This is a genomic window from Lacinutrix sp. 5H-3-7-4 (genome assembly GCF_000211855.2).
In the GTDB taxonomy this organism is placed as follows: domain Bacteria; phylum Bacteroidota; class Bacteroidia; order Flavobacteriales; family Flavobacteriaceae; genus Lacinutrix.
The window spans coordinates 492,974-511,463 of the sequence record NC_015638.1 but is presented as its reverse complement, the minus strand read 5'-3'; the positions used below and the strand labels follow the sequence as shown (position 1 = coordinate 511,463).

The 18,490-nt window shown below is 30.7% G+C and carries 18 protein-coding genes and 1 tRNA gene; 16 read left to right on the top strand and 3 right to left on the bottom strand.

Annotated elements, in window-relative coordinates:
- Window positions 1–25: 25 nt before the first annotated feature.
- The 5 genes from LACAL_RS02400 to LACAL_RS02380 all read left to right on the top strand — a co-directional run bounded on the left by LACAL_RS02400 (window position 26) and on the right by LACAL_RS02380 (window position 5,922).
- Window positions 26–400, top strand: a complete 375-nt coding sequence (locus LACAL_RS02400) for a hypothetical protein (protein ID WP_013869104.1) — start codon at window positions 26–28, stop codon at window positions 398–400.
- Between the two features lie 16 nt (window positions 401–416).
- Window positions 417–1,226 (top strand): GLPGLI family protein, encoded by an 810-nt coding sequence (locus tag LACAL_RS02395; RefSeq protein ID WP_013869103.1) that lies wholly within the window; start codon window positions 417–419, stop codon window positions 1,224–1,226.
- A gap of 109 nt (window positions 1,227–1,335) precedes the next feature.
- Entirely contained in the window at window positions 1,336–2,331 is a 996-nt protein-coding gene (locus LACAL_RS02390) for a GLPGLI family protein (protein ID WP_013869102.1), read from the top strand.
- A gap of 39 nt (window positions 2,332–2,370) precedes the next feature.
- Complete coding sequence (locus LACAL_RS02385; RefSeq protein ID WP_013869101.1) at window positions 2,371–5,076, top strand: TonB-dependent receptor; 2,706 nt, start codon at window positions 2,371–2,373, stop codon at window positions 5,074–5,076.
- 18 nt (window positions 5,077–5,094) lie between these two features.
- Window positions 5,095–5,922: a hypothetical protein gene (locus LACAL_RS02380; RefSeq protein ID WP_013869100.1), complete on the top strand. Its 828-nt coding sequence runs from the start codon at window positions 5,095–5,097 to the stop codon at window positions 5,920–5,922.
- 96 nt (window positions 5,923–6,018) lie between these two features.
- Here LACAL_RS02380 and LACAL_RS02375 read toward each other — a convergent pair.
- Window positions 6,019–6,100: transfer RNA gene (locus tag LACAL_RS02375), tRNA-Tyr, on the bottom strand.
- A gap of 60 nt (window positions 6,101–6,160) precedes the next feature.
- Window positions 6,161–7,420 carry a methionine adenosyltransferase gene (gene metK / locus LACAL_RS02370; RefSeq protein WP_013869099.1) on the bottom strand — a complete coding sequence of 420 codons (1,260 nt, stop codon included), beginning with the start codon at window positions 7,418–7,420 and terminating at the stop codon, window positions 6,161–6,163.
- Between the two features lie 300 nt (window positions 7,421–7,720).
- Here metK and LACAL_RS02365 point away from each other — a divergent pair, with 300 nt between their 5' ends.
- The 7 genes from LACAL_RS02365 (at window position 7,721) to LACAL_RS02335 (ending at window position 13,244) form a co-directional block, all read left to right on the top strand.
- Window positions 7,721–8,128 carry an Rrf2 family transcriptional regulator gene (locus LACAL_RS02365; protein WP_013869098.1) on the top strand — a complete coding sequence of 136 codons (408 nt, stop codon included), beginning with the start codon at window positions 7,721–7,723 and terminating at the stop codon, window positions 8,126–8,128.
- 89 nt (window positions 8,129–8,217) lie between these two features.
- Window positions 8,218–8,472, top strand: coding sequence for a DUF2061 domain-containing protein (locus LACAL_RS02360; RefSeq protein ID WP_013869097.1), 255 nt, complete (start codon window positions 8,218–8,220; stop codon window positions 8,470–8,472).
- A complete protein-coding gene (locus LACAL_RS02355) occupies window positions 8,460–9,083 on the top strand; it encodes a phosphoadenosine phosphosulfate reductase family protein (protein WP_013869096.1) in 624 nt (207 codons plus the stop codon). Before LACAL_RS02360 ends, LACAL_RS02355 begins: the two co-directional genes overlap by 13 nt.
- A gap of 19 nt (window positions 9,084–9,102) precedes the next feature.
- A complete protein-coding gene (gene cysD / locus LACAL_RS02350; protein ID WP_013869095.1) occupies window positions 9,103–9,993 on the top strand; it encodes a sulfate adenylyltransferase subunit CysD in 891 nt (296 codons plus the stop codon).
- A 77-nt stretch (window positions 9,994–10,070) separates the two neighbouring features.
- On the top strand, window positions 10,071–11,318 hold the full coding sequence (locus tag LACAL_RS02345) for a sulfate adenylyltransferase subunit 1 (protein WP_013869094.1): 1,248 nt from the start codon (window positions 10,071–10,073) through the stop codon (window positions 11,316–11,318).
- 53 nt (window positions 11,319–11,371) lie between these two features.
- Window positions 11,372–12,466 (top strand): acyloxyacyl hydrolase, encoded by a 1,095-nt coding sequence (locus LACAL_RS02340; RefSeq protein WP_013869093.1) that lies wholly within the window; start codon window positions 11,372–11,374, stop codon window positions 12,464–12,466.
- Window positions 12,467–12,497: 31 nt separating this feature from the next.
- Window positions 12,498–13,244 carry a head GIN domain-containing protein gene (locus LACAL_RS02335; protein ID WP_013869092.1) on the top strand — a complete coding sequence of 249 codons (747 nt, stop codon included), beginning with the start codon at window positions 12,498–12,500 and terminating at the stop codon, window positions 13,242–13,244.
- Window positions 13,245–13,250: 6 nt separating this feature from the next.
- Here LACAL_RS02335 and gldA read toward each other — a convergent pair whose 3' ends face one another.
- Window positions 13,251–14,144 carry a gliding motility-associated ABC transporter ATP-binding subunit GldA gene (gldA, locus tag LACAL_RS02330; RefSeq protein ID WP_013869091.1) on the bottom strand — a complete coding sequence of 298 codons (894 nt, stop codon included), beginning with the start codon at window positions 14,142–14,144 and terminating at the stop codon, window positions 13,251–13,253.
- Window positions 14,145–14,477: 333 nt separating this feature from the next.
- Between gldA and LACAL_RS02325 the strand changes: the two genes are divergently transcribed.
- From LACAL_RS02325 to LACAL_RS02310, 4 genes are read left to right on the top strand one after another with little or no spacing between them, the layout of a single operon-like run.
- Window positions 14,478–15,302: a prephenate dehydratase gene (locus tag LACAL_RS02325; RefSeq protein ID WP_013869090.1), complete on the top strand. Its 825-nt coding sequence runs from the start codon at window positions 14,478–14,480 to the stop codon at window positions 15,300–15,302.
- On the top strand, window positions 15,302–16,441 hold the full coding sequence (locus LACAL_RS02320; RefSeq protein WP_013869089.1) for a pyridoxal phosphate-dependent aminotransferase: 1,140 nt from the start codon (window positions 15,302–15,304) through the stop codon (window positions 16,439–16,441). The genes LACAL_RS02325 and LACAL_RS02320 overlap by 1 nt, the downstream gene beginning before the upstream one ends.
- Window positions 16,438–17,292, top strand: a complete 855-nt coding sequence (locus LACAL_RS02315) for a prephenate dehydrogenase (protein ID WP_013869088.1) — start codon at window positions 16,438–16,440, stop codon at window positions 17,290–17,292. The genes LACAL_RS02320 and LACAL_RS02315 overlap by 4 nt, the downstream gene beginning before the upstream one ends.
- Window positions 17,293–17,350: 58 nt before the next feature.
- Window positions 17,351–18,433 (top strand): bifunctional 3-deoxy-7-phosphoheptulonate synthase/chorismate mutase type II, encoded by a 1,083-nt coding sequence (locus tag LACAL_RS02310; protein WP_013869087.1) that lies wholly within the window; start codon window positions 17,351–17,353, stop codon window positions 18,431–18,433.
- Window positions 18,434–18,490: the final 57 nt, after the last annotated feature.

Genomic DNA, 18,490 nt, shown 5'->3' with positions numbered 1-18,490 from the left:
TTGGGAACTTTAAAACCAATAAAAAATGAAAACTTTAATTACAACTTACATTATTTTATTTACAGTAATAGTTAGTGCACAAACACAAACAAGTAAATTACAAAATGTTAATTTTACAGAAACTCATGTTTCTAATTTAAAAATTGAATTAGATGTAGATTCTTTAAAAGAGTTAGAAAATGCTTTTAATATTGAAAAGCTTGAAAAAATGCTTGAAGAAACAGCTAATAAAGGTGAAGTAGAATTTAAAATTACTTGTAATAAACCAGCAGTTAAACCTAATGGTGTTAAAAGAAAAATATCTTATAATATTAAAAGTGAAAATTTAGAAACAACCCAATTTATTAAAATGGCAGAGCGCATTTATAATGGAGCTAAAAACTACTATTTAAACGAATAAAAACCCATAAAATAATATGAAAACTTTAGCAACTATTATAATATTAGCCTTTGTTACAACAGTATTTTCTCAAGATTTTCAAGGTGTAGCAACCTATAAGTCTCATAGAAAAATGGATTTTAAAATGGATAGAGAAAATGAAAATTCCGAGCTACAAAAACAATTAAGAGAACAACTTAAAAAGCAATTTCAAAAAGAATTTACTTTAACCTTTTCTAAAGAAGAATCAATTTATAAACAAAACAAAAGTTTAGCAGCACCATCTCCAAAATCATCAAATGGTATATCTATTAGTGTTTCAAGTAATGAAGATGTTACTTATAAAAACATAAAAGAAAATAGATATACTGTAGATACAGAGGTTTATGGAAAACGTTTTTTAATAAAAGACACTATAAAACCAATACAATGGGAATTGCAGGCAGAAACCAAAAGTATAGGAGAATACATTTGTAATAAAGCCATATTTAAAGACACCTACGAAACTAAAACGCTTACAAATGAAGGCACATTAGAAACCGTTACAAAAGAGCGCATTACAACCGCTTGGTACACAATGCAAATACCCGTAAATAATGGGCCGCAACAATTTCAAGGTTTACCAGGATTAATATTAGAAATTAATGACGGAAAACTAACGCTAGTATGCACGAAAATAGTGTTAAATGCAGAAGAAAAAGAAAAAATAGAAGAACCTAAAAAAGGAAAAGAAGTAACTCAAGAAGCCTTTGATGCTATTTTGCAAAAAAAATCTGAAGAAATGATGGAGCAATTTAAAGGCCGTAGAAAAGGAGGCAGAGAAGTAATGATAAGCGTTGGTGGTTAATAAAATTTTAAGAAAGTTTTAACGTATGCTAATTTAACTTTTCTCATGTTTCTAAGTCTAAAAGATGTTAATAACTGTATTTTTATCTAAATAATTAAGAAACAACATAATGAGAGCATTACTACTTAAAATTACATTTACACTTTCTGCACTATTTTTGGCAACAGGATTGTCTGCACAGTCAGATTTCCAAGGTGTAGCCACTTACGAGTCTAAAACAACTATGGATCTAGACCAATGGGGAGGAAGAGAACTTAGTCCAGAGCGTAAAAAAATGATAATGGAAAGAATGAAAAGCATGTTCGAGAAAACGTTCACGCTAACATTCAATAGAGAAGAGTCTACTTATGCCGAAGAACAAAAACTATCTGCTCCAGGTGCTGGTGGCGGCAGATTTAGAGGCTTCATGAGTAGTTTTACAGCAGGTGCTCAATATAAAAATGTAAAAGAAGAAGTGCTTTTGCAAGATCAAGAATTTTTTGGTAAACAATTTCTAATAAAAGATGAACTAAATAAATTAGAATGGAAAATGACAGGTGAAACCAAGCAAATTGGTCAATACATGTGCATGAAAGCTGTTGCAATGAAACCTGTAGATGAGATGGATTTTACAAACATGCGTAGAAGAGGAAGACGTGGTGATGATAAAAAAGAAGGTGAAGAAAAAAGTAAAGGAAACAGAAGTGTTGCAGCAAAAACAGATAAAGATGTAAAAGTAGACAAGTCTAATGATGCAGTAACAACAGAAGCAGAAGCGAAAGAAAAGTCTGATACCGTAGACTTAAATACAAATCCTTTAGATTTAATTGAAACACCTAAAGAAGTAGAAGTAGTAGCTTGGTACACCATGCAAATTCCAGTAAACCAAGGTCCTGGAGAATATTGGGGATTACCAGGTTTAATTTTAGAAGTTAGCTCTGGAAAAACAACAATTTTATGCTCTAAAATTGTAATGAATCCACAAGATAAACAAGAGATTAAAAAACCTACTAAAGGTAAAGAAGTTACTAAAGAAGAATACAACGAGATTGTGAAAAACAAAATGGAAGAAATGCGCGAAATGTACGGTGGTAGAAACCGTGGTGGTCGTGGCGGCAGATTTTAATTTTTCATAAAGCTTTAAATAAAAAACCAACCACAAAACATGAAAAACATTTTAACTGTGTTACTATTACTAGTAACAAGCACAACTATTGCCCAAATTAAATTTGAAGGCGTTGTAAAAGATAGTATTGGTGAACCTTTAGAACTAGCTAATGTTGTAGCAATCAATCAAGAAACCAAAATAATGGATGCTTACGGCATTACTAATGAGCAAGGTAAATTTAAGCTTTCTTTAGAAAAAAATACATCCTATAATGTACAGGTAAGTTATATTGGTTTTAAAACAGCAGAAGTTGTTGTAGAAACTAAAGAAGATGCTGTTTTAAGAGACTTTAGTTTAAGTATAGATAATGCACTTGAAGCTGTAGAACTTACTTACGAAATGCCAGTTACCATAAGCGGCGATACTTTGGTTTATAATGCAGATTCTTTTAAAAGTGGTACAGAGCGAAAGCTGGAAGACGTACTTAAAAAATTACCAGGAGTAGAAATTAATGACGAAGGTCAAATAGAGGTAGAAGGCAAGCAAGTAGGGAAAGTTATGGTAGAAGGAAAAGAGTTTTTTGATGGAGATTCTAAACTAGCAACCAAAAATATTCCTGCAGATGCGGTTGATAAAGTACAGGTACTTAAAAACTACTCAGAAGTTGGGCAACTTGGTGGAGTAACAAATAATCAAGATAATATTGCAATAAATATTAAGCTAAAAGAAGGTAAAAAGAATTTTTGGTTTGGTACAATTACAGGTGGTGTTGGCGTTGCAGATAATAGCGACCTCTATTTGGTACAGCCTAAACTGTTTTATTATAGCCCTAAAAAGAGTATAAACTTTATTGGAGATTTAAATAACATTGGAGAATCTGCCTTTTCAAGACGAGACTATTTTAATTTCTCAGGTGGTTTTCGTGCGCCTAGTACACAAAGTGGTACAAATATAAATCTAGGAGATAACGGTCTTGGATTTTTACAACTTCAAAATAATAGAGCAAAAGATATTAATAATAAGTTTGGTGCGGCCAACTTTAGTGTGTCTCCAAACAAAGCATTAACAATTGGTGGTTTTGCTATATTTTCTGGAAATAGAACAGACCTTCAAGAAAACCGTAGTGTAGAATATATAGATGCCGGTTTTGATAGACCAGATGAAAACACAGTAAGTAATACAGAACAAAAAAGTGATTTAGGTATGTTGAAATTAAATACAACATACAAGCCAAACGCAAACAATCAATTAGATTATAATATTTTAGGAAGAACCTCTAAAGAAACACAATATCAAAACGTGTTTTCTTCAGTTATAGGTAATATAGACCAAGTTGAAGAAACAAAACCTTACAGTATAAAACAATCTTTAAACTACTACTATACTTTAAACGAGAATAATATTTTTGCTTTCGAAGGGCAACACCTTATTCAAGACGAAGATCCATTTTATAATGCCGTTTTAGAAGATAAAACAAATTATATGGGTACAGCATCTGCTTTAGGCTTAGACGATGCTCAGGTAAACTACGATATAGCACAACAAAAACGTGTAAAATCAAACCAATTAGATGCCAAAGTAGATTACTGGAATGTGCTTAATGCAAAAAGCAATATTAATTTAACATTAGGTACAATTTACAGTAGGCAAGATTTTGATAGTAATATTTTTCAAAACTTAGATAATGGTAGTACTTTTAATCCTACACCAATTGTAAATAATGGAGAAGATACAAATGATACTGCATATACATTCAACGATGTATATCTAGGTTTACATTATAGGTTTATTACAGGTATATTTACATTTACACCAGGAGTTTCAGCACACGCATATAGTTCTAAAAATAGCCAATTTAATACAGAAGTAAAAGAAGACTTTTTTAGGCTATTACCAGATTTTACTATGCGTATGCAACTTAAAAAAAGCGAAAACATTATATTAAATTATAAAATGCAAACGCAGTTTACAGATGTTACAAATCTTGCACGAGGTTTAGTAATTAACAACTATAATTCTATTTACTCGGGTAATCCAGAATTAGAAAATGCGACATCTCATAACTTAAATTTAGGCTATTTTAGTTTTAATATGTTTAATTATACTAATGTAACAGCTAACATTAATTATACAAAAAATATAGATGGTATTAGAAATACAACTAACTTTGCAAACCAAAGTGTTGTAGATATTAGCTCATCGTTTAATTCACCATTTGCAGACGAGAGTGTAAATGTTTTTGGCAGGTTTCAAAGACGATTTGGTAAGCTAAGCACAGCGCTTCGCGGAAGCTTTAATTATTCGAAATTTAATCAGGTTTTTAATGGTGTAGCAAATGTTAACGAAAGTTACATTCAGTCTTACAACGTAGAATTAAGATCCAATTATAGAAAAGCACCAAACTTTACTGTAAGTTATGCATATTCTATAAACGATCAACCAGCAACCAATTCTAAGTTTTTTACCCATGCACCTTCAGTAGATTTTGATGCCTTAATAGGAAAAAGCTTTACTTTTAGAACAGATTATAGTTATAATGATTATCGTGATACAGAAAAATCAATCAACTCTTATCAGTTCTGGAATGCATCATTAGCCTATAGAAAAAATGAAGATAGTAAATTTGAATACGAAGTAAAAGCAACAAATTTACTGGATACAAGATCACAAAATAATACTAACGTCGGAAATTTTTCAGTAAGCGCAACAGAGTATTTTATACAACCTAGGTTTGTAACCTTTAGGGTAATATATAGTTTATAAAACCATCAAAATAATATTATGAAATTTAAATTTTTAGCAATTGCATCACTAGTTTTAATTACAATTTCTTGTAAAGAAAACACAAAAGAAACTAAAGTTGAAATAGAAGAAACAATTGAAGAGCAAATAGTAGAAATTAAAGAAGTAAATCCTTTTACAGCTTCTATAGAAAAAGCTCATAATAAAGAAGCGTTTAATAATGCTCAAGCTATAAGTTATGATTTTAGCGTGAGTTTTGGAGGCAATAATAGGTTGACTGCAAAAATTACACAGCTTACAGATTTTTCTAAAATTAGAATAGACAAAAAAACTTGGACTAGCATTATTTACGATGGTAACGAAGTGTTTGTAAATTCTAGAAACGACGATTATAAAGGAGCACGTTTTGATATATTTACATGGCCTTACTTTATAAGTTTACCATATAAATTAAACGATAATGGTACACAATGGAGTAATGAAAAGAAAAATAAATGGGGAGACGCACAATTTGATAGTGCTAAATTAAGTTTTGATTCTGGAATAGGTGATACGCCAGACGATTGGTATGTAGTGTATAAAAATCCAGAAACAAATGTTTTAGAAGGTGCAGCATATATTGTGAGCTTTGGTAAAGATTTAGAAAAGGCAGAAAGTGATCCTCACGCTATTAAATATTCAAATTTTGTAGAGGTTAACGGTGTACCTTTTGCAACAAAATGGACATTTCATAACTGGAATGAAAAAGACGGTTACACAGACCAAATTGGAGAAGCGACAATTGAGAATATTGAGTTTATTACAGTAAAAGATGATGTGTTTAAAAAGTCTTCAATTTCTCAGGTAATTGAAAATCCAAATAAATAAACTTTAAAGCGACCAACTGGTCGCTTTTTTTATGTTTTATTATAAAAAAAGACAATAAAAAAAGTCTATACTTTCGTATAGACTTTTTTGTTTTAGTGGGGAGAGCAGGATTCGAACCTGCGAAGACGTAGTCAGCAGATTTACAGTCTGCCCTCGTTGGCCGCTTGAGTATCTCCCCAAAAAGCGTTTGCAAATATAATATTGTTTCTCATACTCACAAACGATTTTTAAAGTATTTTTATGTTAAATCAAATTCTGCTTTAACTTTATCTACGTAATCTAATTTCTCCCAGGTAAATAGCTCAACATCTAGGGTGATATCATTTCCATTAGGTCTAGAAAAAGTTTTAGTTACAGTTTCATTTTTTCTACCCATATGCCCATAAGCAGCAGTTTCGCTATACATTGGGTTACGTAATTTTAAGCGAGATTCTATTGCTGCAGGACGCATGTCAAAAACTTTAGAAATCTTTTCGGCAATTTCTCCATCAGTCATATTAAAAGGGCAAGTACCGTAAGTATCTACAAAAATTCCCATAGGTTCTACAACACCAATAGCGTAAGATACTTGTACTAAAATTTCTTCACAAACACCAGCTGCTACTAAGTTTTTTGCAATATGTCTTGTAGCATAAGCAGCACTTCTATCAACTTTACTTGGGTCTTTACCAGAAAAAGCACCACCACCATGAGCACCTTTACCACCATAGGTATCTACAATAATTTTTCTACCTGTTAATCCTGTATCACCATGTGGTCCACCAATAACAAATTTTCCTGTAGGATTAATGTGATATTTTATATCATCATTAAATAAAGCTTGTAAATGCTCTGGAAGTTTAGCTATAACTCTTGGAATTAAAATTTCAACAATATCCTTTCTAATTTTTTCAAGCATTACAGCATCACTAGAGTCAAAATCATCATGTTGTGTAGATACTACAATTGCTTCAATACGTTGTGGTACATTATTATCACTATATTCAATAGTTACTTGACTTTTAGAATCTGGTCTTAAATAAGTAATGTCATTATTTTCACGACGTAATTCTGCTAATTCAATTAATATTTTGTGAGATAAATCTAATGCTAAAGGCATATAGTTTTCTGTTTCGCGAGTAGCATAACCAAACATCATACCTTGATCTCCAGCACCTTGCTCTTCTTTACTATCACGGTCAACACCACGATTAATATCGTCACTTTGCTCATGTATTGCACTAAACACGCCACAAGAATTCCCATCAAACATATATTCGCTTTTAGTATAGCCAATTTTGTTTATAGTCTCTCTTGCAATTTTTTGTACATCTAAATATGTGTTAGATTTTACTTCACCTGCTAGTACTACTTGACCAGTGGTTACAAGCGTTTCGCAAGCAACTTTAGAGTCGGTATCGAATGCTAAAAAATTATCAATTAATGCATCACTTATTTGGTCTGCAACTTTATCTGGGTGTCCTTCAGACACACTTTCTGATGTAAATAAATACGCCATAGTTTATTTTAAAATGTTTAATGGATTTGACGAGAGCGTCGAAGGAAGTTTACACTGCCTTTAGCATTTTTTATTGAGGTTGCAATCAGTCAAATCCGTCCTCTAAATAATTTCTGCAAAAATATAAAAATTATATGGATAGAGTATTTTTTTTGTTTTTTTTAAGATAAACTTAGGTTTTGACTTAGTTAGCTATACTTTTTTAATAAATTCATAATTAATGGTATCTGCTTTTAAAACAAAATCTTAAGCATTAATATTAGCCATTTTTAGATAATTAAAAATAATTACATTTGTGGCATGTTATCTAAAAAAACAAAATACGGAATTAAAGCTTTGGTATATTTAGCCAAGCAAGAAGTACGTGTGCCAGTTCAAATTGCTACAATTTCTAAAGCCGAAAATATCTCGCAAAAATTTTTAGAAAGCATTTTACTTACTTTAAAGAAAAAAGGAATTTTAGGTTCTAAAAAAGGAAAGTTAGGTGGTTATTACTTAGTAAAAGAACCAGAAACTGTTGCTATGGCAGAAGTTATGCGTGTACTCGAAGGACCAATTGCAATGGTACCTTGTGTTAGTCTTAACTTTTACGAGCCTTGTGATGATTGCCCAGATGAAACGGTTTGCGCAGTACATAACCTTATGGAAGAAGTACGAGATAGCTCTCTTAAAATTTTTAATAACAAAACTTTAGCAGATTTTATTTAACAATCACTTGTATTTACTAATATCAAATAATACATTTGCACTTTAGTCTACTATTCCGATAGGGATTAAGTAGTAATTAAACTTTTATTATGATATTAGATCTTTTTTACAAAGCCGAAAAGCAAAAACAAACTTCTAGTAAGAATGGCGAAAAAGTAAGTAGGAGTTTAATAAAAACCATTAGTTGGAGACTTATTGGAACTTTAGATACAATAGTGATTTCTTATCTAATAACAGGAACTTTAAAAATGGCATTTAGTATTGGTATGGTAGAATTATTTACCAAAATGATATTGTACTTCTTTCATGAACGTGCTTGGAGTAAAATTAAATGGGGAAAGTAAAAATGAATATAGAAGAAATAAATAATAATTTAAAAAATAAAAGTCCCGAAGCTATTGTGAAATGGGCATTAGGTATTGCTACAAAACCTGTTGTAACAACAAATTTTAGACCTTACGAAGCAGCAATTTTACATTTAGTTTCTAGTCAAAACAAAAATATTAATGTAATATGGTGTGATACAGGGTATAATACACCAAACACATACAAACACGCTCAAGAATTAATAGAAACTTTAAATTTAAAAATAGATTTATATGTGCCTAAACAATCTACTGCGCATCGCGATGTCGTTTTAGGCATACCAGATGTAAATCATCCAGATCACAAAATCTTTACAGAGCAAGTAAAACTTGAGCCTTTTAAACGCGCTTTTAAAGCACAAAACCCAGATGTTTGGTTTACTAATTTACGTAAAGGACAAACCATTTTTAGAGATAGTATAGACGTGGTTTCAAAAGATAAAAATGGTGTAATTAAAGTTAGCCCATTTTATAATTTTTCAGATGCAGAGTTAGATGTTTATTTATCAAAATATAATTTACCAAACGAACATAAATACTTTGATCCTACTAAAGTATTAGGAAACAGAGAATGTGGACTTCATTCGTAATTAATTTAAAATAAAAACAATGACAATTAATCCCTTAGAAAGCGAATCAATATACATATTTAGAGAAGTAGCTGCTCAGTTTGAAAAACCTGTGTTACTTTTTTCAGGAGGAAAAGACTCTATTACTTTAGTTAGGTTAGCGCAAAAAGCCTTTTATCCTGCAAAAATTCCTTTTCCATTAATGCATATTGATACGGGACATAATTTTCCAGAAACAATAGAGTTTAGAGACCGTTTAGTAAAAGAACTTGGGTTAGAACTTATTGTTAGGCATGTTCAAGATGCTATAGATCAAGGTAAGGTAAAAGAAGAAGAAGGCCGTTATGCTAGTAGAAATAGCTTGCAAACAACCACACTTTTAGATGCTATTGAAGAATTTAAGTTTGATGCCTGCATTGGTGGCGCTAGACGAGATGAGGAAAAGGCAAGAGCTAAAGAACGTATATTTTCTGTTCGTGATGACTTTGGGCAATGGGATGAAAAAAACCAACGTCCAGAATTATTCGATATGCTTAACGGTGAAATAGAATTAGGTCAAAATGTACGTGTTTTTCCTATTTCTAATTGGACAGAATTAGATGTTTGGTCTTATATAGAAAGAGAAAACATAGAAATCCCTTCAATTTATTTTGCACATACTAGAGCCACATTTTTAAGAGATGGATTAATCTGGTCTGCAGACGATGAGGTCGTATTTAGAGAAGAAGATGAAATTGTAGAAAACCGTATGGTAAGATTTAGAACCGTTGGAGATATGTCTTGTACAGCAGCTGTTCTATCTCAAGCTTCAACAATAAGTAAGGTTGTAGAAGAAATTAGAAATTCAACAATATCTGAGCGTGGTGCGAGAATCGACGATAAGCGAAGTGAAGCCGCAATGGAAAAACGAAAGCAAGTAGGTTACTTTTAAAACCGAAAAACCTTTAGATTAATTTAATTATCGAATTTCAAAAAAAAAGCTAAAATTTTAGCTAATAGTCATAAAAAATGGACGTATTAAAAATAGCAACAGCAGGAAGTGTAGACGATGGTAAAAGTACTTTAATTGGAAGATTATTATACGATACAAAATCTTTAACTACAGATAAATTAGAAGCAATTGAAACCAAAAGTAAAGCTTTAGGTTACGATTATTTAGACTTTTCTTTAGCAACAGATGGTTTAGTTGCAGAAAGAGAACAAGGCATAACTATAGATGTTGCACATATTTATTTTTCTACACAAAAACGAAGCTATATTATTGCAGATACTCCAGGTCATGTAGAATATACACGAAACATGGTTACAGGAGCATCAACCTCTCAAGCTTCTATAATTTTAATTGATGCAAGAAAAGGAGTTATAGAGCAAACTAACAGACATTTTTTTATAAATAATTTATTGCGTATTAAAGATGTTGTTGTAGCAATAAATAAAATGGATTTGGTAGATTTTTCTGAAGACGTTTACAATAACATAAAAGCAGAATTTCAAGAATTAATGGCTAAACGCGATTATCAAGATCAAAGAATTACTTTTATTCCTGTTTCAGCTTTAAAAGGAGATAATGTTGTTGAAAAATCTAAAAATATGAGTTGGTATACAGGAGAAACAGTACTAAACCATTTAGAGAATTTAGATCAATCTGCAATTTATAACTCAGGAACACCTCGATTTCCTGTACAATATGTAATTAGGCCAAAAACCGATGAGTTTCATGATTTTAGAGGTTATGCAGGAAAAGTTTATGGTGGAGAATTTAATGTAGGTGATGAAGTCGTAATTTTACCATCTCAAACCAAATCAAAAATTAAAGACATTTTATTTTACGATAAAAAACTACAAACAGCCCAAAGACGAACATCTGTTACCATTACACTTGAAGATGATGTAAACATTTCTCGTGGAGATATGATTGTAAAAGCAAACGATTTGCCTACCATAGATAAAGCATTTACAGCTACAGTTTCTTGGATGGATACTAACCAGTTAAAACCTGGAAATAAATATATTTTACAGCATGGAATTAATAAGGTTTTAGCAAAAGTAGCTACCATAGAACATAAAATTAATCCAGATTATTCTGGTCATGATACTACAGTCGAAGTTTTAGGTATAAATGATATTGCACAAGTTTCTTTTAAAACTAATAAACCAATATTTTTTGATGCTTTTAAAGCGCATAGAACAAACGGGTCGTTTATTTTAATAGATACATATTCGAAAAATACGGTTGGTGCAGGATTTATTCAATAGCAATACATCCTTAAAATAAATTACATACTTTTGCTGCCTAACTATTTGAATTAATGAAATATTACTTAGGTTGTATATTAGCTTTATGTACTTTTTTTACCAATGCTCAGGATAAAAAAAATCCTTTTACTTTAGATGCTAATTATTTTTATGGTACTGTTTTAGAGCATAATCCAGATATCGCACATTTAATTACAGATCATCCTACAGGAGTTATATTGGGTTTTAACCAAAAAACATTTGGTAATAAGGCTTGGGAAAGCAGGTATAATTATCCAGATTACGGCGCATCTTTTATTTACCAGGATATGAAAAACTATCATCTGGGAGAAAATTATGGTTTATATGCTCACTTTAATTTTTACTTTTTAAACCGAAATTTAAAATTTAGAATTGGTCAAGGTATTGCTTATGCTACAAATCCTTACGATAAGGTAGAGAACTTTAGAAATAATGCATATGGTTCAGATTTATTAAGTTCAACATACGTTATGTTGAATTACGATAAACAAAATATTTTTAAAGGATTTGGTTTACAAGCAGGGATTTCAATTATACATTATTCTAATGCAAACTTTAAAGCACCTAATAATTCAACAAATACATTTGCCTTTAATATAGGAGCAAATTATACCTTAGATTATGATAATCAACCAGATTATATAGCGTCTACTGAAGATAAAAAATTCACCGAAAAAATTAAATATAACATTGCATTTAGAGGTGGAGTTAATGAAAGTGATATTAATGATACTGGCCAATTTCCTTTTTATATTTTATCCTTTTATGCAGATAAACGTTTAAACCGAAAATCTTCGATACAAGTAGGAACAGATGTTTTCTTTTCAACATTTTTAAAAGAACTTATAGAATTCTATTCAATAGCTTACCCATTAAATAATGTAACAGGAGATGAAGATTATAAGCGTGTTGGTGTATTTGTAGGCCATGAGTTATTTATTAATAAAATGTCATTTATAACACAGTTAGGCTATTATGTTTATTATCCATATGATTTTGAAGGTCGTGTATATAATAGAATTGGTTTAAAACGCTATTTTGGCGATAAGTTATTTGGCGCAATTACATTAAAGTCTCACGGTGCAAAAGCAGAAGCTGTTGAGTTTGGAATTGGAGTAAGATTATAAAAGTATAAAGCTAGATTTAAGTAAAATTAAAATGAAAAAAATTATATATATAATCGCATTAATACTAGTTAGTAGCTGTAACAATGATAGTGCACCAGATTGTTTTCAAAATTCTGGAGATATTATACAAGAAGAATATTTTGTAGAAGAATTTACGAAGATAACAGTGTTTGAACGTACCGAGTTAATTATAAAACAAGCAGCAGAATATAAAGTTGTAGTAGAATCTGGAGAATATTTAATAGATGATATTGAGGTAAGCGTACAAGACGGAAGGTTGTTATTAAAAAACAATAATTCTTGTAATATTACACGTGAATATGGTATTACAAAAGTTTATGTGTCTGCACCAAATTTAACCGAAATACGTTCGGCAACCGGTATGCCAACACGTAGTGATGGCGTTTTAAATTATGATACTTTAAAACTCATTTCCGAAGACGATTCAGATAGCACATTACGTTCAGACGGCTTGTTTAATTTGCAAGTAAATTGTAACAATTTACAATTTGTAATAAATAATTTGTCAACTACATTTATTGAAGGTACAGTTAATAACCTTAATATAAATTTTGCAGCAGGAGACGCCCGTTTTGAAGCTAGAAATCTTATTGCTCAAAACGTAACAATTTATCATCGCGGTAGTAATGATATTATTGTAAACCCTCAAGTATCTTTAACAGCAAATCTAGTAAGTACAGGTGATGTTATTGCAACAAACACACCACCAAATCTAGATATTCAAGAGCAATATAACGGTCGTGTAATATTCGAGTAATAGGTTTTAGGCTGTTAAATCTCTAAACATGCTTTCTAAACTTGCATTCTTTTGGTTAAGTTGTAAGATTTTTAACTCATTATCGTGAGCAAAATCGAACACATGAGAACGCATGTCTTCTTTAGTAGAAAAAGTGATCTCATAAATAAAGTCATGTGTGTTTTTTACGCTTTTTACATTAGGTAATCTTAATAAAAAAGGTTCTTCAACACGGTAGTCAAATTCAACAATCACAACTTGTTCTTGTCCTTCTCTAAGTTCACTTAATTTTTTATTGGCTACTATTTCACCTTTATTTATAATAATAACACGATCACACATAGCTTCAACTTCTTGCATAATATGTGTAGATAAAAACACTGTTTTTTCTTTTCCAATAGATTTAATTAAGTTTCTAATATCAACTAGTTGATTAGGGTCTAAACCAGTTGTAGGTTCATCTAAAATTAAAACATCTGGATTATGTAATAAAGCATTGGCAAGACCAACACGTTGCCTGTAGCCTTTAGAGAGTTGCTGTATTTTTTTATGAGATTCTGGTTGCAAACCTGTTAACGCTATAACTTCTTCAATTCTATTTTTACTCACTTTATGTACGTTAGCATTAAAAGCTAAATATTCTCTAACATATAATTCAAGATATAAGGGATTATGTTCTGGTAGGTAACCAACACTTTGCTGTACTAATTTCGAATTTGTTAAAATAGAATGGTTATTTACAGTAGCTTCGCCTTGTGTAGGGTTTATAAAAGTGGTTAAAATCTTCATCATTGTAGATTTTCCAGCGCCATTAGGTCCAAGAAACCCAACAATTTCAGGTTTTTGAATTTCAAAACTAACATTGTTTAAGGCTTTTTGCTCACCGTAAACTTTCGATATATTTTCAACTTTTATAGACATCTAAATTTCTTTTCTCAAAAATAAACATTCTGTAAATTAAACAAAGGTTTGTTTGTAAATCTTTAATTCTTTCAGTAAAACACTAAAATTCACCAATTAGTATTTTGATTTGTGAAATAATTATTTACTTTAGCACTATAAATAAATTATCGCTCACGCGAAAATTATAGATGAGAACAATACAAAATACATATTATAGCTGGTTTTACTTCTTTTTTAGCAAAAAGAACGAGACGCTGTATGTGTAATTTTTGATTAAAAACATATATTTAAACTTAAGTCTCGATTTTTTATCGGGACTTTTTTTTTGGAATATAATTAAAACATGGCAAGTTGAATAAAGCAGTAGCAATACAAGGAATACAAGGGTCTTTTCATCATATAGTATCACAAGAATATTTTGGTGAAGCAACAGTTGTTGAAGAGTGTTTGTCTTTTGATGAAACGGTAAACGCCTTATTAAGTGGTAAAACCGATGCCGCAATTATGGCGCTCGAGAATTCAATAGCAGGTTCTATAATTCCAAATTATGCTTTAATAGATAATCACAACTTGCAAATAGTTGGAGAGTATTATTTAGATATTCAACACCAATTAATGGTATTGCCTGGTCAAACCATTAAAGATATAAAAGAGGTTTACTCGCACCCAATGGCATTGTTGCAGTGTAAAGCTTTTTTTAAAAATTATCCGCATATAAAACTAATAGAAGATAAGGATACTGCAGATGTAGCAAAGCGAATAGCCACAAATAATACAAAAGAGACAGCAGCAATAGCAAGTACATTGGCAGCTAAAATTTTTAAACTAGATATTATAGCCAAAAGCATTCAGAGTATAAAACATAATGAAACACGTTTTGTAATAGTAAAATTAAAAGCAGAGCGTCATTTAAAAAACATAAATAAAGCTTCAATTAAATTTCAATTAGACCATAAACGAGGAAGTTTAGCTGCTTTATTAAATGTAATGAGTGATTGTAAACTAAGTTTAACAAAAATCCAGTCATTACCTGTTGTTGAAACACCATGGCTCTATTCATTTTTTGTAGATGTGACTTTTCAAGACTATAAAGATTTTGAAAAAGCGAAAGCAATAATAAAAATAATGGCCACACATTTTAAAATATTAGGAGAATATAAAAACGCTAAAGTGTAATGGAATTAGCTAAAAGATTACAAACTGTTGAAGAGTACTACTTTTCAAAAAAACTAAAAGAAGTAAGACTTCTTAAAGATACAGGTAAGCCAATAATTAATTTAGGTATTGGTAGTCCAGATTTGCAGCCACCAAGTCAGGTAGTAAAAGCTATAGTTAATAGTTTAAAAGATGCTAATGCACATAAATACCAAAGTTATCAAGGCTTACCAGAATTAAGAAGTGCAATTACAGGTTTTTACCGTGAACATTTTAATGTTTTCTTAGATACAAATACAGAAGTTTTACCGTTAATGGGAAGTAAAGAAGGTATTATGCATATTTCTATGGCGTTTTTAAATCCAAGAGATAAAGTTTTAATTCCAAACCCAGGCTATCCAACGTATGCTTCTGTAACTAAATTACTAGAAGCAGAACCTGTTTTTTACGATTTAAAAGATGATAATAACTGGTTTCCAGATTTAGAACTTTTAGAAACTACAAACCTATCTCAAGTTAAAATTATGTGGATAAATTATCCCCATATGCCAACGGGAGCAAAAGGAAACGAAGAGCAGTTTAAAAAATTAGTAGCCTTTGCAAAAAGGCATAATATTTTATTAGTTAACGATAATCCATACAGCTTTATTTTAAATGATAAGCCATTAAGTATATTAAGCATAAAAGGAGCAAAAGATGTATGTTTAGAGTTAAACTCCTTAAGTAAAACCTTTAATATGGCTGGTTGGCGTGTAGGTATGCTGGTTGGTAACCAAACATTTATAAATGCAGTGTTAAAAGTGAAAAGCAATATGGATTCTGGTATGTTTTTCGGTATTCAAAAAGGTGCAATAGAAGCTTTAAATTGTTCAGAATTGTGGTATCAAAGTTTAAATAATGTATACAGACAAAGACGAAAATTAGTTTGGGAATTAGCAACAAAACTAAACTGTACATTTAAAAAAGAAAATATAGGACTGTTTGTTTGGGCTAAATTACCTTCAGGAATTAAAGCAGAAGAATTTACAGATACTTTATTAAATAATCATTTTATTTTTATTGCACCAGGAACTGTTTTTGGTTCTGCTGGAGAAGGATATGTGCGTTTTTCTTTATGTGCAAATAGTGAAGATATAGAAGAAGCGATTGCAAGAGTATGATAAATAATATATATATAATTGGTATTGGTTTAATAGGTGGTAGTTTGGCTTTAGATATTAAAGAAGCTAGACCAAATGCTACAATTTTTGGTATAGATACAAAACCAGAAAATTTAGATTTAGCTTTAGAATTAAATATAATAAATAAAAAAGCAACACTTACAGATTTAGATAAAGCAGACTTAGTAATTATAGCAATTCCTGTAGATGCAACTATTGCCATTTTACCAGAGGTATTAGATAAAGTTTCAGATTTTGGGTTAGTAGTAGATGTAGGTTCTACTAAACTAACAATATGTGAAGCTATTAAAAATCATAATAAGAGAAGAAATTTTTTAGCCATGCATCCAATTGCAGGAACAGAATTTTCTGGACCAAAAGCAGCAATAAAAAACCTATTTCAGCACAAAACAAATATTGTTTGTGAAGTAGAAAAAACAGCATTTAAGCTCCAAGAAAAAGCGCTTAATTTATTTACAGATATTGGAATGCGCATGCGTTATATGAATCCCGAATCTCATGATAAACATATAGCATACATGTCTCATTTATCACATATTAGTGCATTTATGTTGGGAAAAACAGTAATTGAAAAAGAAAAAAATGAAAGAGATATATTCGATATGGCTGGCTCTGGCTTTGAAAGCACAGTGCGGTTAGCAAAAAGTAGTCCAGCTATGTGGGCACCAATTTTTAAACATAATAAAAGTAATGTAATAGAAACATTAAACGACTATATCGCAAACCTTTCACAATTTAAAAAATTAATAGAAGACGATAATTATGATGGTGTTTATAACGAAATGCAAGACACCAATTATATTAAACAAATATTAAACGGAATACAGTAAAATATACGCTATTTAATAAGACCTGAAAATAGAATAAAAACGAGACAATTAAAGAATTATGGAAAATAAAAAAGAAATGAGAAATTGGTTGAATGACATGCAGTTAGATCATCCATTAGTAATTGCTGGACCTTGTAGTGCAGAGACTGAAGAGCAAGTTTTAAAAATAGCTCATGAGCTTAAAGATACAGATGTTAGTTACTATAGAGCTGGAATTTGGAAGCCAAGAACGCGTCCAGGAAATTTTGAAGGTGTTGGAGCTTTAGGTTTAAAATGGCTTAAAAAAGTAAAAGAAGAAACAGGTATGAAAACCTGTACAGAAGTTGCTAATGCAACGCATGTAAAACTAGCTTTAGAAAACGATGTAGATTTATTATGGATTGGTGCACGATCTACAGTAAGTCCATTTATAATGCAGGAATTGGCAGATGCTTTAGCAGGAACAGATAAAATTGTTTTAGTAAAAAACCCAGTTAATCCAGATTTAGCTCTATGGTTAGGCGGTATAGAGCGATTATACACTGCAGGAATTAAAAATTTAGGTGCAATACATAGAGGTTTTTCAACATACGAAAAAACAAAATATAGAAATATCCCAGAATGGCAACTAGCAATCGAGTTTCAAAATAGATTTCCAGATTTACCATTAATAAACGATCCATCTCACATTACAGGAAAAAGAGATATGGTTTTTGATGTGTCTCAAACCGCACTAGATTTAAATTTCGATGGTTTAATGATTGAAACTCATTTTGATCCAGACAATGCTTGGAGTGATGCTGCACAACAAGTAACACCAAAAGCATTAATACAAATGATGCAGGATTTAAAAATTAGAAAAGAAACAGATCCAGAAGCAGAGTACAATCAAGAATTAGCAAATTTAAGAGCCCAAATAGATGTTGTAGATAATCAACTTATAGATTTAATGGGAAAAAGAATGGAAGTGGCAGATAGTATTGGTAAGCTTAAAAAACAAAAAAATGTTGCAGTTTTACAAAGCAAACGCTGGAATGAGATTTTAGGTAAAATGATACTTCAAGGAGATGAAAAGAACCTTAGTGAAGAATTTATTTTAAAAGTTTTTAAAGCCGTTCACCAAGAGTCTATAAATCACCAAGAGAAAATTATTAAAGGATAAAACATTAATATTAGCTTATTAATTGAGCCATTATTAGTTAATACTTTCAAAATTTAA

Coding starts and splice junctions, on each gene's coding strand:
- LACAL_RS02310 (WP_013869087.1), top strand. CDS start 17,351: ATGGAAAATAAAAAAGAAATGAGAAATTGGTTGAATGACATGCAGTTA.
- LACAL_RS02335 (WP_013869092.1), top strand. CDS start 12,498: ATGAAAAAAATTATATATATAATCGCATTAATACTAGTTAGTAGCTGT.
- LACAL_RS02400 (WP_013869104.1), top strand. CDS start 26: ATGAAAACTTTAATTACAACTTACATTATTTTATTTACAGTAATAGTT.
- LACAL_RS02345 (WP_013869094.1), top strand. CDS start 10,071: ATGGACGTATTAAAAATAGCAACAGCAGGAAGTGTAGACGATGGTAAA.
- metK (WP_013869099.1), bottom strand. CDS start 7,420: ATGGCGTATTTATTTACATCAGAAAGTGTGTCTGAAGGACACCCAGAT.
- LACAL_RS02390 (WP_013869102.1), top strand. CDS start 1,336: ATGAGAGCATTACTACTTAAAATTACATTTACACTTTCTGCACTATTT.
- LACAL_RS02320 (WP_013869089.1), top strand. CDS start 15,302: ATGGAATTAGCTAAAAGATTACAAACTGTTGAAGAGTACTACTTTTCA.
- LACAL_RS02340 (WP_013869093.1), top strand. CDS start 11,372: ATGAAATATTACTTAGGTTGTATATTAGCTTTATGTACTTTTTTTACC.
- gldA (WP_013869091.1), bottom strand. CDS start 14,144: ATGTCTATAAAAGTTGAAAATATATCGAAAGTTTACGGTGAGCAAAAA.
- LACAL_RS02360 (WP_013869097.1), top strand. CDS start 8,218: ATGATATTAGATCTTTTTTACAAAGCCGAAAAGCAAAAACAAACTTCT.
- LACAL_RS02380 (WP_013869100.1), top strand. CDS start 5,095: ATGAAATTTAAATTTTTAGCAATTGCATCACTAGTTTTAATTACAATT.
- LACAL_RS02355 (WP_013869096.1), top strand. CDS start 8,460: ATGGGGAAAGTAAAAATGAATATAGAAGAAATAAATAATAATTTAAAA.
- LACAL_RS02395 (WP_013869103.1), top strand. CDS start 417: ATGAAAACTTTAGCAACTATTATAATATTAGCCTTTGTTACAACAGTA.
- LACAL_RS02365 (WP_013869098.1), top strand. CDS start 7,721: ATGTTATCTAAAAAAACAAAATACGGAATTAAAGCTTTGGTATATTTA.
- LACAL_RS02315 (WP_013869088.1), top strand. CDS start 16,438: ATGATAAATAATATATATATAATTGGTATTGGTTTAATAGGTGGTAGT.
- cysD (WP_013869095.1), top strand. CDS start 9,103: ATGACAATTAATCCCTTAGAAAGCGAATCAATATACATATTTAGAGAA.
- LACAL_RS02385 (WP_013869101.1), top strand. CDS start 2,371: ATGAAAAACATTTTAACTGTGTTACTATTACTAGTAACAAGCACAACT.